This window comes from Spirosoma arboris, from assembly GCF_009754945.1.
Taxonomy (GTDB): domain Bacteria; phylum Bacteroidota; class Bacteroidia; order Cytophagales; family Spirosomataceae; genus Spirosoma; species Spirosoma arboris.
The window spans coordinates 72,569-89,983 of record NZ_WPIN01000016.1 but is presented as its reverse complement, the minus strand read 5'-3'; the positions used below and the strand labels follow the sequence as shown (position 1 = coordinate 89,983).

General features: G+C 47.9%; 14 protein-coding genes. 5 read left to right on the top strand and 9 right to left on the bottom strand.

Annotation, left to right across the window (positions count from 1 at the left end):
• Positions 1 to 50 precede the first annotated feature (50 nt).
• Positions 51 to 1,142: an o-succinylbenzoate synthase gene (locus GO755_RS31060; RefSeq protein ID WP_157589328.1), complete on the top strand. Its 1,092-nt coding sequence runs from the start codon at positions 51 to 53 to the stop codon at positions 1,140 to 1,142.
• 34 nt (positions 1,143 to 1,176) lie between these two features.
• Positions 1,177 to 2,676, top strand: coding sequence for a helix-turn-helix domain-containing protein (locus GO755_RS31055; protein WP_157589327.1), 1,500 nt, complete (start codon positions 1,177 to 1,179; stop codon positions 2,674 to 2,676).
• 96 nt (positions 2,677 to 2,772) lie between these two features.
• Here the strand turns inward: GO755_RS31055 and GO755_RS31050 are convergent, their stop codons facing one another.
• The 4 genes from GO755_RS31050 to GO755_RS31035 form a co-directional block, all read right to left on the bottom strand.
• A complete protein-coding gene (locus tag GO755_RS31050) occupies positions 2,773 to 4,242 on the bottom strand; it encodes a TolC family protein (protein ID WP_157589326.1) in 1,470 nt (489 codons plus the stop codon).
• Positions 4,217 to 7,420 (bottom strand): efflux RND transporter permease subunit, encoded by a 3,204-nt coding sequence (locus GO755_RS31045; protein WP_157589325.1) that lies wholly within the window; start codon positions 7,418 to 7,420, stop codon positions 4,217 to 4,219. The genes GO755_RS31050 and GO755_RS31045 overlap by 26 nt, the downstream gene beginning before the upstream one ends.
• Before the next feature lie 15 nt (positions 7,421 to 7,435).
• The gene (locus GO755_RS31040) at positions 7,436 to 8,578 is read right to left on the bottom strand and encodes an efflux RND transporter periplasmic adaptor subunit (protein ID WP_157589324.1); all 1,143 of its coding nucleotides are present in this window, start codon (positions 8,576 to 8,578) and stop codon (positions 7,436 to 7,438) included.
• Between the two features lie 148 nt (positions 8,579 to 8,726).
• Positions 8,727 to 9,131 (bottom strand): hypothetical protein, encoded by a 405-nt coding sequence (locus tag GO755_RS31035; protein WP_157589323.1) that lies wholly within the window; start codon positions 9,129 to 9,131, stop codon positions 8,727 to 8,729.
• A 134-nt stretch (positions 9,132 to 9,265) separates the two neighbouring features.
• Between GO755_RS31035 and GO755_RS31030 the strand changes: the two genes are divergently transcribed.
• Complete coding sequence (locus GO755_RS31030; RefSeq protein WP_157589322.1) at positions 9,266 to 9,796, top strand: GNAT family N-acetyltransferase; 531 nt, start codon at positions 9,266 to 9,268, stop codon at positions 9,794 to 9,796.
• Here GO755_RS31030 and GO755_RS31025 read toward each other — a convergent pair whose 3' ends face one another.
• The 3 genes from GO755_RS31025 to GO755_RS31015 all read right to left on the bottom strand — a co-directional run bounded on the left by GO755_RS31025 (position 9,797) and on the right by GO755_RS31015 (position 13,986).
• Complete coding sequence (locus GO755_RS31025) at positions 9,797 to 10,885, bottom strand: alpha-hydroxy acid oxidase (protein WP_157589321.1); 1,089 nt, start codon at positions 10,883 to 10,885, stop codon at positions 9,797 to 9,799.
• Between the two features lie 76 nt (positions 10,886 to 10,961).
• Positions 10,962 to 11,534: a hypothetical protein gene (locus tag GO755_RS31020; protein WP_157589320.1), complete on the bottom strand. Its 573-nt coding sequence runs from the start codon at positions 11,532 to 11,534 to the stop codon at positions 10,962 to 10,964.
• A gap of 184 nt (positions 11,535 to 11,718) precedes the next feature.
• Positions 11,719 to 13,986 carry an aconitate hydratase gene (locus GO755_RS31015; protein WP_157589319.1) on the bottom strand — a complete coding sequence of 756 codons (2,268 nt, stop codon included), beginning with the start codon at positions 13,984 to 13,986 and terminating at the stop codon, positions 11,719 to 11,721.
• Between the two features lie 330 nt (positions 13,987 to 14,316).
• On the opposite strand from GO755_RS31015, the gene GO755_RS31010 reads away from it, so the two are divergent.
• A complete protein-coding gene (locus GO755_RS31010; protein WP_394351057.1) occupies positions 14,317 to 14,778 on the top strand; it encodes a CHRD domain-containing protein in 462 nt (153 codons plus the stop codon).
• An 85-nt stretch (positions 14,779 to 14,863) separates the two neighbouring features.
• Here GO755_RS31010 and GO755_RS31005 read toward each other — a convergent pair whose 3' ends face one another.
• On the bottom strand, positions 14,864 to 15,343 hold the full coding sequence (locus GO755_RS31005) for an Hsp20/alpha crystallin family protein (RefSeq protein ID WP_157589317.1): 480 nt from the start codon (positions 15,341 to 15,343) through the stop codon (positions 14,864 to 14,866).
• A gap of 62 nt (positions 15,344 to 15,405) precedes the next feature.
• A complete protein-coding gene (locus tag GO755_RS31000) occupies positions 15,406 to 15,669 on the bottom strand; it encodes a hypothetical protein (protein WP_157589316.1) in 264 nt (87 codons plus the stop codon).
• A 489-nt stretch (positions 15,670 to 16,158) separates the two neighbouring features.
• Between GO755_RS31000 and GO755_RS30995 the strand changes: the two genes are divergently transcribed.
• Entirely contained in the window at positions 16,159 to 17,406 is a 1,248-nt protein-coding gene (locus GO755_RS30995; RefSeq protein WP_157589315.1) for a S1C family serine protease, read from the top strand.
• Positions 17,407 to 17,415 lie beyond the last annotated feature (9 nt).

Below are 17,415 nucleotides of genomic sequence, written 5' to 3'. Positions count from 1 at the left end.
CAAAAGTAGTACTTTTAGGACTGAGAACCCCCGTCCTCGCCATTCGTACAATGAGTTTAAAAGCCGACTTCCTACCATACACGTTGCATTTTCGCTTCGAAGCGGGTACGTCGCGCGGGACCCTTACGAAAAAAAAATCCTATATCATTCGACTCTTCGACGATGAAGACCCGGCCGTTATTGGCTATGGCGAATGTGGCCCTCTGGTTGGGTTGAGCTACGATGATCGAACTGATTTCGAGGAATGTCTACAAAAATATTGCCTGGAATTCAATGAATTAGACTTGCAACTATTTAGTTGGAATGTTCCGATTGTACTCAATCAGATCATCAGTCCACAATTCCCGAGCATTTTATTCGGTTTTGAAACGGCTATGCTCGACTTCCTGTCCGGTGGTCAGCATATTATTCGGGCGTCGGATTTTACGACGGGGCAGCGGTCGCTCCCTATCAATGGATTGATCTGGATGGGCAGTCCGGATTTTATGCGCCAGCAGATCGAAGAGAAATTGCAGGCGGGTTATACGACGCTGAAACTAAAAATTGGCGCCCTCGATTTTAACCAGGAATGTGAATTGCTGGCCATGATTCGAGATCGCTTTACAGCTGACCAAATTACGCTTCGGGTCGATGCTAACGGGGCCTTTCAACCCGACGAAGCGATGGCTAAACTCGAACGATTAGCATCTTATGAGTTGCATTCGATTGAGCAACCCATCCGCGCTGGCCAGCCCGAGTTAATGGCTGATTTATGCCGCCATACTCCTATCCCCATCGCGCTGGATGAAGAACTCATTGGCCAAATGGAGTATGTTCATAAATTCAGACTGTTAAAAAAAATCCAGCCGCAGTTTATTATTCTTAAGCCAACGTTGCTGGGTGGGTTACGCCATTGCGATGAGTGGATCGAACTTGCCGGCCGATTAAATATTGGCTGGTGGGTTACTTCGGCGCTGGAATCAAATATTGGATTAAATGCCATTGCGCAATACACGGCTCAGTTTCGGAATTTGCTACCGCAGGGACTGGGTACGGGCCAATTATATCACAACAATATCGATAGTCCGCTGTTTACGTCAAACGGATTCCTCCACTACGATCCGGCCCGTCACTGGAACTTTGATCCGCTCTCGGCTGACTAATCCGGACTGAACTTACTTAATCTATTCCTATCCGTTGAACTTACCTGCCGATCATATCCGCTTATTGTTTGGCCTGAAATTGCGCCAACTAAGACTCGACAAAGGATTGTCAGTTAGCGAATTGGCACAAAAGTCAGGCTTATCGGTTTCGTATGTAACCGAAATTGAGAAAGGCCGCAAATACCCGAAAGCGGACAAGATTTCGGCACTGGCTAATGCGATGCAGGTTGACTATGACTCGCTGGTTTCACTCAAGCTAAGTAAGAAATTAGAGCCAATCTCGGATTTATTACGTTCCAAATTCCTGACCGAAATTCCGCTTGAGCTTTTTGGCATCGATCCCTCCGACCTGCTTGAGTTGCTGGCCGAAGCACCGGCCAAAGTCAGCGCCATGATTCGTACGTTCATGGACATTGCCTTAAGCTACAACATGAGCGTCGAGCGGCTGTATCTGACTATGCTACGGTCGTATCAGGAAATGCACGACAATTATTTCCCGGAAATCGAAGCGGAAGCCGACCAGTTTCTGAGCGAATTTGCCCCGTCTGATCGGCCTGTTGAAGAAGCCCTGCTGGTTAATCTGCTCAAAACCCGCTACGACGTTAAGATTGAGCAGTTTGATACGCTTACTAATCCTGAACTGCTCTCCTTACGGTCAGTTTATCGCCCTGAGCATCATACATTACATATGAATGTCGGGCTGTCGGTTGAACAGCGGATATTTATTCTGGCCCGGGAAGTCGGGTTTCAGTTTTTGCATCTCAAAAATCGACCTTATACGTATTCCTGGGTCGAAGCGGAGTCGTTTGAGCAAATACTGAATAACTACAAGGCGTCCTATTTTGCGGGTGCTATCCTCATCCGCCGTGAGGCACTGGTTACCAAAGTAGAGCAACTATTTGCCCGCGAAACCTGGAGCAGCGACGACTTCCTTCAGCTCATCGCCGATTTTGGGGCCACGCCCGAACGCTTCTTTTACCGATTGAGTAATGTGCTGCCGAGCCATTTTGGTATCGATCAGCTGTTCTTTTATCGCTTTAATCACATTCCCGGCCAGACTACGTTTAAGTTGACCAAAGAGATGCACCTATCCCGTCAACAAGGGCCGCGTGGTATTGTCGATGAGCATTTCTGTCGCCGGTGGATTGCCTGGACGATTTTACAGGAGCTTCAGTTCTTGCAGCAGCACAAAGGGTTCGACGGAACGCTCTGTCGGGCACAACTCTCCGAATACGCTGATTCGGGTTCACAGTATCTGATCATTTCGGTAGCCCACCCGTTTCAGCCTGAGTTTCAGCAAAACATGAGCGTATCGATGTGCTTTGCAGTGAACGACACCTTAAAAAGCAAGATGAAGTTCCTGAATGCACCCAATGGAGTTTCATCCCTGACTGATATTCCCTTCCGGGTAGTCAATCAAACCTGCGAGCGTTGTGGCATTTTTGACTGCCGCGAGCGCGTTGCCGCTCCAACTGTGCTTCAAAAGAAGCGGCAATTCGAAGCCACTAAAAAGGCAATGGAAAAACTTAAGTGATGTATGATATAGGATGTATGAAGTATGATATATGGTATAGGATTTCCATGCTATTTATATCATACTTCATACATCCTATATCATACATCAACTCCATCATTTCGTTCCTCCACCGAGCGCCCGATACAGGCCAACTAAGGCTAAAAACTGGGCTCGTTTCGTTGTAATCAACGCCAGTTCGGCATCGAGCACATTTCGCTGGGCCGTAATTACCTCCAGATAGGTGGCATAGCCATTGGCGAATAATTCATTTGATGTGGTGGCAGCCTGCCGGAGTACATCGACTTCCTGACGCTGGATATTCGCTACATTCCGGTAATTTTCCAGCCCTTTCAGACTGCTTACTACTTCTGAAACGCCCGTTAAGATAGCTCGTTGATACGCATAATAAGCTTCGCGACTCTGTGCCGTTCTGATCACCAGATTGCCCTTCAACTGCTGTCGATTGATAACTGGAGCAGCCAACCCACCTAGTATTCCCAATGCCACTGACTGTGGATTTAACAATACATTAGGCCGGAAGGCATTGAAACCCAGATACGGTGACACATTCAACGAAGGCAGAAATTCAGCCCGTGCCACAGCGACATCGACGTTGGCCGCTTCCAGTTCACGCTCAGCTTGACGAATATCGGGGCGACGGTATACTAGTTGAGTGGGCAAACCAGCCGACACGGCTGTTGGCAAGGACTGTTTTTCAATCGAAGCTCCCCGTGCTACTGCCTGCGGATAGCGACCCAGCAAGACGTTCAACTGATTTTCGGTTTCAACGATCTCCTGCTGCACCCGCCCCTCCAGCCCGCGCGTATTGAGCAGTTGCGCTCTAAACTGCTGTACGGCCAATTCAGTAACCCGTCCGGCGGCTTTCTGCACGTCAACTAACTCAAGGGCTTTTTGCTGTAATTCAACGTTTTCGCCAATGATTTCCAGCTCTGCATCTAAAGCCAGCAACGAGTAATACAACCGGGCCACATCGGCCGTGAGGGCAGTAACAACCAGGTTACGGCCTTCTTCCGATGCCAGGATGCGTGTATAAGCTGCCTTTCGTCGGTTGCGAAGTTTTCCCCAGAGATCAATCTCCCATGAGCTACGCAGGCCCACAAAGTAGTCAGGTGTAGGGTTCGGAATTTGGCTTGCCCCCGAAATGTTATCCGACAGGTTGGTATCATAATTACCCACCCCATTGAGTGTGTAACGACCATAGCGATCAACGCCTGCTGTAGCCACAGCATCGACTCGCGGTAATAAAGCGCCCTGACTGATACCATAGTTGGCTTTTGCGATTTCAATACGCTGAAGGGTAATCTTCAAATCAGGGTTTCGCGCCAATGCCGTGTCGATCAGCGCCACCAGCCTGGTGTCGGTAAATACTAGTTGATGAGGCCACTCACCAATGCTGCTCGAATCGATTCGCCCCGTATCAGGGCGACCTGCAAATGACTGAGGTACAGGAATTTTCGGCACTGAAGATGGCGTATGCTGAATGCGGCAACTACCCAGGCTTCCGGCAAAAAATAAACTCAATAAAAAATAGGAGGCTTTATGATTCTTGAAGAACGGCACCATTGGGATTCGTTTTGGTGGATACAGATTCTGGTTTTATAGCATCGGCAGGCGCTGACTTCGGACTAAACCGTTGGGCAATTTTGGCGAACAACACATATAATCCCGGCACTAGTACCAGGCCAAATACGGTTCCGATGAACATGCCTCCCGCAGCAGCCGTCCCGATAGAACGGTTACCCAGTGCCCCGGCTCCCGACGCAATGCAAAGGGGAATGAGTCCGGCAATGAATGCCAGAGAAGTCATCAAAATAGGCCGCAAACGAGTGACAGCCCCTTCAATAGCCGCTTTTATAATGGGCAGTCCCTCCTGTTGACGCTGATTGGCAAACTCGACAATCAGGATCGCATTTTTCCCTAACAGGCCAATAAGCATGACCAGCGATACCTGAGCGTAGATGTTATTTTGTAGTCCCGCCAGTTGCAGACATAAAAACGAGCCAAAAATTCCGGCAGGTAAGGATAACAAGACGGGCAAAGGCAAAAACAAGCTTTCGTATTGCGCTACAAGCAATAAATACACGAAGACCAGGCAAAGCAAAAAGATCAAAATAGCCTGATCGCCGGACAAAACTTCCTCGCGCGACATTCCCGACCAGGCAAACGAGTACCCTTTAGGCAGCTCTTTATCAGCCACTTCCTGCACAGTTCGTAGTGCATCACCACTGCTATAGCCCGGTGCCGGATCGCCGTTAATCATCGCCGACATGTACATGTTGTAGCGTGTAATCTGCTCTGGGCCATACACCCGCTCTAGGCGAATAAAATTTGAGTAAGGCACCATCTCGCCCGATTTGTTCTTAACCCGAAGGCTCAAAATATCTTCGGGCTTGGCTCGGTATTCGGGCGAGGCCTGCACCATGACCTTGTACATTTGCCCAAACCGGATGAAATTCGAGGCATAATAACTTCCCATCAGCGTTTGCAGCGTACTCATGGCATTGTCGATGGATACCCCTTTCTGGGCCGCTTTATCCTGATCTACTTGTAGTAAATACTGCGGGAAGCTCGGGTCGAAGCTTGTAAATGCATTCCCAATTTCGGGTCGTTTTTTCAGCGCAGCAATAAATGCATCGGTCACTTTTTTGGTCTTTTGCAGATCACCAGAACCTGTTCGATCAAGCAGGCGTAATTCAAAACCGCTGGAGTTACCGAAACCAGGAACCGTAGGCGGAGGAAAAAACTGGATGCTGGCGTCCTGTACGCCCTTGGTGTTGGTTTCCAGGGCAGCAATAATCTCTTCCAGCGATTGTTTACGTTCATCCCAGTTCTTCAGGTTAATCATACCCATACCGTACGAAGCGCCAACGCCATCGGTCATCAGGCTAAATCCGGCCAGCGTCGATACGTTTTCAACTGCGTCCATCTTCGAGGCTACCTGCTGAATTTTATCAAGCACATCTTCTGTCCGCTTCAGGGTTGCGCCAACGGGTGTGGTCACGCTTACGTAAATCATCCCCTGATCTTCGGTCGGGATGAAGCCACTCGGCAAAAACGAAGCAATGCCCCAGGTCCCTCCGGCAAACAAAGCCAGCATGGCCAGCGTAACGGCAGTCCGACTGGCAACTCGTTTTAGTAACCGCTGGTAACGTCCCGTTAGTGCATCGAAGCCTCGATTGAAACGGGCAAAGAAACGCCCCAACAGACCCGTTGATTTATGATCATGTGCCGGACGTAGCAGCAAGGCGCACAAGGCTGGCGTAAGCGTAACGGCGTTGATACCCGAGATAACAATGGCTACTGCCAACGTCAGGGAAAATTGCCGGTAGAAAATCCCAACCGGGCCCGACATGAACGCTACCGGGACAAATACAGCCGACATGACCAGCGTAATAGCCACCAGTGCTCCGCTGATTTCGTTCATGGCGGCAAATGTTGCTTCTCTCGGCGACAGGTTACCAGCCCCAGTCTCCGCCATTTTAGCGTGTACTGCTTCGACCACGACAATGGCGTTATCGACCACAATACCGATGGCCAGCACCAGGGCAAAGAGGGTGAGTAGGTTGATCGAAAAGCCAATCATACTCATGAAGGCAAATGCCCCTACCAAAGCAACCGGAACGGCCAGTGCACAAATCAGCGTAGAACGCCAGTCCTGCAAAAACAGGAATACAACCAGGAATACTAATACAAATGCTTCGATCAGGGTTCGGATAACTTCGTGAATCGAGGCATCCAGAAAACGCGACACATCGTAAGCGAAGTTATAGGTCATGCCCGGTGGGAAGTTGGTTTTCTTCAACTCCGCCATCCTGGCTTTCACGTTGTTAATTACGTCGCTGGCATTCGAACCGGGCCGTTGCTTGAGCATAATCGATGCCGACGGTCGTCCATCCGTTTTGGACAGAACATCGTAATCAAGGGAACCGAATTCGATCTCGGCCACATCTCTCAGGCGAAGAATCGATCCGTTAGATTCCGCCCGAAGCACCAGATTTTCATATTGTTTGGGGTCGAAGAATTTACCGCTGTAGCGCAGCACATATTGTAGCATCTGCGGAGCGCGGTCGGCACTTTCGCCCGCTTTACCGGGAGCAGCTTCAACATTCTGTTCCCGAATGGCGCTGATAACTTCATCGGGCGATACGCCGTAGGATGCCATGCGATCAGGTTTGAGCCAGATCCGCATCGAATATTCGCGAGAACCCATAATATCGGCAAACCCAACTCCGTCGATTCGCTTTAACTCAGCTAATACGTTGATATCGGCGAAGTTATAGATGAATTTTTCGTCTACGCTGGGATCATCACTGAAAATATTGAGATACAACAGCATACTGTTCACCTCTTTTTCGGTCGATACACCGGCCTTGATTACCTCTTCGGGGAGTTCATCCAGCACTGTCGTTACACGGTTCTGGACACTCATGGCCGCCAGATCGGGATCGGTCCCCACATTGAAGAATACCTGAATCAACGTAGTGCCGTCATTGCCAGATACCGAATTCATATATACCATACCCGGCACCCCGTTGATAGCTCGCTCCAGCGGCATGGCTACGGCTTTGGTGGCAACTTCGGCATTAGCGCCGGTATACTTGGCGGTTACGGTAACGGAAGGCGGCACAATATCAGGGAACTGGGTAACAGGCAGTCCCATCAGTGCCAGAAAACCCAGCAGCGTAATCAGCACCGAAATAACGGCTGATAGCAGTGGGCGCTTTATGAATAAATCGAACATGAAACAATCGACAAATTATTGTTGAGCTAGTGTATTTTGGGTAGACAAACTGTCCGCAGCGACGGCTGTTGGAATGATCTGATCGCCATCCCGAATATTCTGAATGCCTTCATAGACAACCCGATCACCCGGTTGCAGGCCCGACTTAACAATGTAATTCTGGCCAACACGCGCCTGGGGCACAAAACTCCGTGACTTCACCTTATTGGCCTTATCGACCACATACACGTAGTTTTTATCCTGCACCTCAAAAACTGCTTTCTGAGGAACCAGCAAAGCGTCACTGACGATACTCGGCAACCGAATTTTACCCGATGAACCATGTTTCAGCATGTTGAGTGGATTCGGGAACCGCGCTCGAAACGCAATGGTGCCGGATTCTTCTTCAAAAACACTCTCCATCGTTTCAATTCGCCCTTTTTGTGGATAGGGCGTTTCGTCGGCCAGCATCATTTCGACTTCCTGCCCATTCTTACCGACCAGATCGCGGTGTTTTTTCAAAAAGCCCAAATACTCCTTCTCTGACACGTCGAAGTAAGCGAACACCTCGTGAATATCAGACACTTCTGTTAGCAGGGCACCCTCTTCGATGAGACTGCCCATTTTGAAGGGAATGCGGTTGATTACGCCATCGAAAGGCGCCCGGATATTCGCATGCGCCAATCGAAGCGAAGCCGTCGACTGGGCGGATTGAGCTTCTTCAACCTGTGCACGGGCCGCATCGAGTTTGGCCTTTGCCAGTTCCAGTTCGGAGGGAGAGACAATTTTTTTGTCGACCAGCAACTTCACCCGCTCTACTTCGACTTCTGCCGTTTTAGCACCCGCCAGTGCACTTCTTAAACTAGCGCGCGCTTTATCGAGCCCGACTTTATATTCGGCCGCATTCAGGCTAAACAGCAGTTGACCCTGCCGAACGGTCTGACCTTCATCGACATATATTTTTTCCAGGAAACCGGACACGCGAGCACGAATTTCCACGTTCCGAACGGCCTCCATGGTTGTGACATAATCGCGTTGCAGCGTGGTAGACTGTCGGGACAACTGAACAACGGGTAACGTTAGTTTTTCAGGCTCCTCTGTTTTTGTCTCGCGACCCGAACAACCAACCACCACTACGCCCACCAGGAACGTACCAGTCCATCTCACTAAATTTTTCATACTTGAATTGAACTATAGGGTAACCGTATCAGAGGGATATACCGATTCCCTCCGACGAAGCGGCTCCAGAAAATGAATAATAAATCGTGTTCTAGCGGCTAATAGACTGATAGGTAGCCGTATAGATGACTCCAAACAGAGTCCTGGTTTAAACCAGAATCTGCGGGGGCGGAGCAACAATTTCCTGAATATGGGCAGGAATAGACGCAGGCGTAAAGGGCCTGCTTTCTGTTATAAGATACCGAACGGGTGCTAGTATGGGAGCAAAAACAAATAAGGGATGAAAGTCGTAATCTTGTTCCAGTTCGGTCACCTCCGACTCATCATCTGGATCGTCATGTTCGGGTACTGCATCATAAAAACCGAAGCATTCTTCCAATAAGAACTCACCAATACTTTCAATTTTATTGACCGACAAATCTTCATGGTAAGCAACAGTTCGGCTTGTCAGCAGTGCCGTATCGCGGACACCTATACTCAGGTTGATAACGTTCAACGCCATCAACAAACCAAGTAGCTGGTAAACCCAAAAGTTATAATATTGCCTCTTCATATCGTTCGGAAACCAAATATAGTCCGAAAGCAATATAAACTCAACTGATTACCTATCAGTTAGTTATAATACTTAGATAAAGCTAATACATTCAAAGATAGATTAAATTTTAATTAAAATCTTCTAATCTACGCATGACTTTTCTACGAATTACGAAGCCACATCCCTATCTAAACAGTATTCAAATCTGGTATGAAGGCTCATTCCCCACTGATGAACGGCGTAGTTTTGCTGATTTGGTAACACTTCTCTCCTGCCCGGATATGCATTTCTGTGCGCTGATCGATACCAATCAGCTTGTGGGTTTCATCATCTACTGGCAATGGCCAGATGCCCTCTTTGTCGAACATTTTGCCATCGATCCGGCACAACGTGGCAAACAAGTTGGCCAGCAGGCACTGGCGCAGTTACTGGGCACAGACTACACGTATATTATCCTGGAAGTCGAACGACCCGAGGATGAATTGAGCCAACGACGGGTTCGGTTTTACGAACGACAGGGCTTTTTTCTTAACCTCTTTGACTACGTTCAGCCACCTTATCAGCCAGGAAAAGCAGCTATACCGATGCGCTTAATGTCAATTCCGTCTATTGCGAATCAAAGCGATTTTGATACGTTCAGTGAGCTTATTAAAAAGCAGGTTTATGAGCGATTTTATCGATAATTACGCTGGTTTCCAGATCACCGATCGGTCGATGCTGGCAATGGTAGTTCGTCCGGTTAAGGTCATCGCCAGTTCAAATTCGGTTCTGAGGATAGTCATTACTTTCGAGACGCCGTCAGCTCCTCCACAAGCCAGCCCGAAGCAAACTGGTTTTCCAACCAGTACGGCATCGGCACCTTGCGCCAGCGCTTTTAGCACATCGGTTCCTCTTCGGATGCCTCCGTCCATAAGTAGCGGTACCCGTTTGTTCACCTGATTGGCAATACCGGGGAGCACATCAATGGTCGCGGGTACCGTATCCAGGTTACGCCCACTGTGATTGGAGACAATAATTCCCGATACGCCTGCCTGAACAGCCTGTTCAGCGTCGGCAGGATTTAAAATTCCTTTCAGCAAAACCGGGATATTAGAGAATGAATTTAACCAGTCGATGTCGGCCCAGGTCAATAGCTTTTTCTGATCGCCCAATCCATGCATATAAGGCGCTTTCACCTCGTCGGGTAATCGAAAATTTACGCGATCCTGCCGATTCCGGATTCCGGGAACGGGCGTATCGACAGTCACGCAAAGTGCACGACAACCCACTGCTTCTGCTTTTTGAACCAGATCTTTAACTAAACTTCGATCATCCTGAACATACAACTGAAACCAGAGAGGCTGGGTAGCAACTTCTGCAATTTCCTCCAATGGAGTCGTTGTAAAGGAACTGATAACATACGTAGCTGAAGCGACACCTGCTCCACGGGCTGTGGCCAGTTCACCTTCAGGATGCATGATTTTATGAAAAGCAGTTGGCGCAATGAGAATTGGGTACGGCAACTCATCGCCGAACAGCGAAATCCGGGTATCAAGCTGACTAACGTCTCTCAGTACACTTGGATTGAGTTTTAGATTATCCAGAGACTCACGATTCCATCGGACGGTCAATTCATCGGCAGCCCCACTGGCGACATATTCGTACGCCATTTTTGTCATTATCTCTGCTGCTCTTTTCTCAAGGTCAAACAGATTAATAATGTCGGATAAATCGACGTGAGTATTCGGTACTGTCTTAGTGGGCTTGAATTCAGGGTTGTGCTGGTCGTTCATACCTCAGAAAGGTTATACGTTCGCTGAGCTACCGTTGCGTAGCAAAACGACCAGCACAGAATGTTCTATATGTCTGTTATACTTGAACTACTGGAAAAGGGAATCGGATTACCGTTGAATAATAATTCCAGGCGCTCCCTGACGTTTGTTCTAAATAACCATATATGGGTTGTGAAGGGGGAACATTACTGAACGTTAGAGCAACTGTCTGTTTACCATTCAACACTTTTGTTCCCGCATTACCAACTATGCCCGCTCCGGCAAATCCTTGAAGATTGAACTGATTCTGACTAAAGTTTTCTACAGAAAAGACCATCACATAGTTAGAAACTGAGGTTATTCCATAGGCGATTGGCTCAAAATGCATTTGGATGATCGGATTACGACTAGGCGTATTCTGTCTGTTGAAGCCAGCATAAGGAGTTGTAGCATCTGCCTGAACAATGTCAGGCCGGATAAACGTAAGATTCGTGCGGCCTTTGCCAACTGTTTTCGTTACGCTCAGCGTATCGATTGAAAAGAAAGAAGGCCAGGGAAAGCCTATGACCAACCCCGGTGAAGTAAATGTATCCAGTAATTTCTCTAAAGAGGTCTCCGCTTTAAAGTCGTCGAAGTTGATTTTGTTTTTTTCAAATTTTGCTAACTTCATTTGCTTAGGCAGTTTATGTTTACGATACTCCTCACCACAAATGTTACAGCTTAAGCAAACGTTTGGTATCTGTTTTTTAGTAAACGGCAAACGCTGACTAGCCTTGCGCCAACAACAAATCGGCCCGGCTGATTGCGCTTGGCAATCGACCGGGCCGATTTGTAACTATTTATAAGTGTGTCAATTATGCGTTCTGCTTCATCCGAATGATGTTCAGTGCAGCGCCCGCTTTAAACCACTCAATCTGACCTTCGTTGTACGTATGATTGACCGGAAATTCATCCGTTGTGCCGTCAGCATGGTGCAGGACGATTTCGAGCGGACGACCTGGAGAGAACTCCGTTAGGCCGTCGATGTCGATTACATCGTCTTCCTGAATTTTATCGTAATCGGCAGGATTGGCGAACGTTAGGGCCAGCATACCTTGCTTTTTCAGGTTGGTTTCGTGAATCCGGGCGAATGAACGTACCAGAATAGCCCGAACACCCAGGAAGCGAGGCTCCATAGCTGCGTGCTCACGTGACGAACCTTCACCATAGTTTTCATCTCCTACCACAATCGAACCGATGCCAGCGGCTTTGTAAGCCCGTTGTACAGCAGGTACTTCGCCATATTCGCCGGTCAATTGATTTTTCACGGTGTTGGTCTTCTCGTTGTAGAAGTTCACCGCACCAATCAGCATATTGTTCGAAATGTTATCGAGGTGACCACGGTATTTCAACCACGGACCCGCCATCGAAATATGGTCGGTTGTGCACTTGCCTTTCGCTTTGATCAGCAATTTCAATCCTTTCAGATCCGTACCTTCCCAGGCTGCAAACGGAGCCAAAAGTTGCAGACGATCAGACGTTGGCGACACGATTACCTGTACAGCAGAGCCGTCTTCGGCGGGTGCCTGATAACCAGCGTCGTCAACAGCGTAGCCTTTAACAGGCTGCTCGATACCCTGTGGCTCATCGAGCATTACCTGCTCACCAGCTTCGTTGGTCAGCGTGTCTGTCATTGGGTTGAACGTCAGGTCACCGGCAATAACGAGCGCCGTTACGATTTCGGGCGAGGCCACGAAAGCATGGGTGCTGGCGTTACCATCGTTCCGCTTGGCGAAGTTCCGGTTGAACGACGTAATGATCGAGTTTTTGCGGGTTGGATCGTCCATATGACGCGCCCATTGCCCGATACAGGGACCGCAGGCATTGGCCAGAACAACACCACCAATTTCATCGAATGTAGCCAGAAGGCCATCACGTTCGGCCGTGAACCGAACCAGTTCTGAACCCGGCGTTACCGTAAATTCAGCTTTGGTTTTCAAATTCTTAGCCGTTGCCTGAGCCGCTACAGAAGCCGAACGGGTCATATCTTCGTAGCTGGAGTTGGTGCATGAGCCAATCAGACCAACGTCAAGCTTGGCAGGCCAGTTATTTTCTTTTACCGCTTTCGCAAAGTTAGACAGCGGCCAGGCCAAATCTGGAGTGAATGGACCGTTAATATGTGGTTCCAGTGTAGACAGGTCAATTTCGATCAACTGATCGTAGTAGGAAGCAGGATCTGCATAGACTTCTTCATCCGCACGCAGGTCAGCTTTCACGGCGTCGGCAGCTGCGGCAATATCAGCCCGGCTGGTCGCCTTCAGATAGTCGGCCATTTTCTCATCGTACGCGAAAATCGACGTCGTAGCACCAATTTCGGCACCCATGTTACAGATGGTACCTTTACCAGTCGCCGACAAACTCTCAGCCCCTTCGCCGAAATATTCGACGATACAACCGGTTCCACCTTTTACGGTCAGGATACCGGCTACCCGAAGGATAACGTCTTTGGCTGATGCCCAACCGCTCAATTTGCCGGTCAGCTTCACGCCAATCAGTTTCGGCATTTTCAATTCCCAGGCCAGACCTGCCATTACGTCGCAGGCATCGGCACCACCAACACCAATGGCGATCATGCCCAGACCACCTGCATTTGGCGTGTGCGAGTCGGTACCGATCATCATTCCACCCGGAAAGGCGTAGTTTTCAATCACCACCTGGTGAATAATTCCTGCGCCGGGCTTCCAGAAGCCGATGCCATATTTATTGGAAATGGAGGCAAGGAAATCGTATACTTCTTTGTTTTTGCTTTTAGCAATATCTAAATCCTGTACGGCCCCTACTTCGGCCTGAATCAAGTGGTCGCAGTGAACGGTAGAAGGGACAGCTACTTGTGGCCGACCTGCCTGCATAAACTGCAACAGAGCCATTTGAGCCGTTGCATCCTGCATGGCTACACGGTCGGGTGCAAAATCCACATAGGCTTTTCCCCGCTCGAATGCCTGGGTTGTTTCACCGCCAAAAAGGTGACTGTATAAAATCTTCTCCGACAAAGTCAGCGGTTTGCCCACTGCCTGCCGGGCTGCTTCGACGCGTTTGCCGAGGTTAGCGTACACGCGCTGAATCATGTCTAAGTCAAAAGCCATAGTAAGTAGGATAACAGGTTACTGAAAGTATATTCTATAAAGACAACCAAAGAATTCAGGAAATGAATTCCAATGCATGGCTCAAAAATAGAAGATTCTGGCTCGTTTTGGAAATATTCTGACAATTTGGAAATATTCTGACAAATGGATACTAAGCGTGTATCCATCTATTCTATAGTCTATACCTTACCGTTCGCTCTGTTTATCCCTTATAGGTAGCAATAAATAGGTATAGAGCCGGTATATTGTTGGTTGAATCCGCATTAACCCGTTTATCGTATCAATTAATATCAAACGAAAACGATTGATGCACAGACATTAACTCGCATGATAAAGCAAACCACCATCCTATCTATTACTGCCCTAGTGGCCCTAGCTCTTACATTTTCATCGTGCAGTAACGATGAAAACCCGACGATCACGTCAACAACAACTAAGTTGACGGCAACGCTCAATGGGGCTGGCGAGAAGCCAACATCTACGTCCTCTACCGCTACAGGTACGTTCGCTGGAGTGATTGATGAATCAACCAGAGTGTTAAGTTATACGGTAACTTACACTGGGCCTTTCACCTCTTCGTTAACTGCCGGGCACTTACATCGGATTACCGCAGCAGACGGAACAGGAGGTGTTGAAATTCCTTTTACGAGTTTAACCAGCCCTATTATTGGGACATTTCAATTGGCCAATCAGAATCGGGTCGATAGTCTTAAAAATGGCTTCTATTATGCTAACCTGCACACAGCTATCTATAAAGGGGGTGAGATTCGCGGTGATATCAAGAAGCAATAGTCATTAATCTCCATTAGTTGTAAAGACGAAAAAGGCCAGTCCATTTATACGGACTGGCCTTTTTGCGTTTCATCTCACAATGCGCTTACGCCACGGTGATTGTCTGTGCAGGTTTATTGGTCGCCGGGTTCTTTGGTAGAATCACTTTCAGCACTCCATCGGCGTAACTGGCCGAGATGCTTTCGGTGAGAACTTTATCGTTGAGTCGGAAAGACCGTTCAAAAGATCGATTGCCGTATTCCTGATAGGTATAGTTGCCCGTTGCAGACTGCTCGTTTGTATCTGATTCAGTTCCTTGATACGAAACCGTCAGTACATCGTCTTTTACAGTCAGTTTTACATTTTCTTTTACTAGAGCCGCTGCAAATAGGGAGATCGTATACTCGATGTCGGTTTCTTCAATATTGACAGGTACCTGATGAAAACCACCTGCGTGACGGCCCCAGAATCCCCCGAATTTACCGCGCCCAAACATTGGCCCGCCCCAGGGGCCACCAAATTTACCGCGTCCCGAATGGCCGCAACCGCCTTTATGTTCTGATTGAAATGCTTGTTTGTTATACATGGTTGTGTGTGTTTTAGTCTTGTGTTTACTGATTTTATTTTTGTGTATTTACTTGTTCTGGCTTAGCCAATAGGAATAACCCGTTCATAACTCTTGATACTCATTGGTGAACGATAGCTGGGATTGTCGATGGATATAATGTTCGATGACTGCCAGTCACCGCGTTCAAATCGTCCGAATGCCCTTCCCGCTAACCGGGCTCCTACTACCCGAACCAGCAGGAATGCGCCTAAACCGACCAGCAGAACTTTTAAAATAAGGGTTAGTAGAAACAGTGCCAACCCGACCGCCAGTGCTAAGCCGGCTACTCTCCAAATGATGTTCATGTTGTTTAATTTTTTATGGTTTACGAAAAGCCAGTTCTGCCAGAAGTGGGTGGAGACGAAAGGAGACGGCCGATTTTTTCGAGACTCCTACTCCCAGCTTTGAAGCTTTAGTAGGGATGACGGAGAAGGGCGTGATTTTACTTTAAGAGATGATAAAGTTTTTTTTAAAGAATAGATTAATCAATTAGAAAATCTGGAGAAACTACAAATTAATAGACTGATTGTCAGGACATTTTAACTTCTTTTTCTGAATAAAAATAATTTAAGAAATAGGTATTATTTGCTCTTTAGCAGAGTTAGGACTTTTGCTTAGAGCCGTGCCACGGTTACTTTAAGTATCATTACAAACCGTGGCACGGCTCTAAGCAAAAGTCCTAAGAATATAAGTCCAAGATATAGTTAGCACTAACTATTGAGATTGACCCGGAGCCGATTGATTTTTAGGCCTGAAAACACCCATATCGGAAATAGGAATCAATTCATCTCTTTATGAAACTATCGTCGATTTTAGTAGTAGTCAGTTTCTTAGTGGCACTCGTTGCCTGTGGGCCACGCAAAATGGACGTTGAAGATGTTATTGCGCATGCCGACACAGCAGTCGTTGAAGTACGTGGCTTTCAGGCAAATAATCGGAGTATGCTAGGTGCAGGATTTATCATCAATGCGAAGGGCCTCATTGTGACCAATTATCACGTCATCCGCGACGCCGAACGGATTGAAGTAACGTTATCGAACGGGCAAACCTATCCTGTATTAGGAATTGTGGATTATAACTACAATGATGCGGGTTATCCCGATTTTGCCATACTCAAAATTGATGCATCAACTGACCTACCGGGTCTGCCTTTGGGTGACGATAAGAAATTAAAGCCCGGCGAAACAGTGGTAACGATCGGTAATCCAATTGCTTATGCACACACGCCTTCGGTAGGCAATTTCGCCCAGCACAGGCAACTCGATAGTGTGGCGTATCTACAAATAACGGCCCCTATTTCACATGGGAATAGTGGTGGACCTTTACTTAATCTCTATGGCGAAGTAGTTGGGATTAACACCCTTGGGGATGAACGTGGTCAAAATCTCAATTTTGCGTTATCGGTGCAGTATATAAAAGAAGCTCTTGATAAACAGGGGTCTTCGGTTCGGTATACCGTTAGTGATGTATTGGCTTTGCAGAAAAAACGCGATGCGGAGCAGTTTGAAAAATTGTTTACGACCTACGAGCATCCGCAAAAACTCTTCTCCATGCTATACCCGCGTGGCTGGAAAACCTTCCAGAACGATCGTTGGCGGTATGGGGTCGATCCGGACACCAGCTATGTTCAAACCTGTGTGTTTGCTCCAGATGGTGCCTATAATGCAGAAACGGGCTATTTGGCGGGTGGCATCCGGGTGATTTTCTACCGGCCATCCAGCGGACGGGTCTGGAACGGCATTCTGAATCGATGGCCAGTGGCGTTCAAGCGAAGAACACTGGATGCTAATAATGGCTTTGCCTTTACAGATTCATCGGTGATTAATCTGGATCAAATTCCAACCCGACTCTACACAGCCATTGGACGCAATGAAAATATCAGCGAGATTGAGCTGGATCGATTTTTAGTATCTGCTCAACCCAACTACCTGCTTTCGATCGAGTTAGCTTGTCCCAACAGCCAATCGCAGATATACGATACGTACTACCGGGCCATTTTGCAATCCTTCCGGTTCGGCCTGGATCGGGGAACATTGCCGTAGATTATCTTC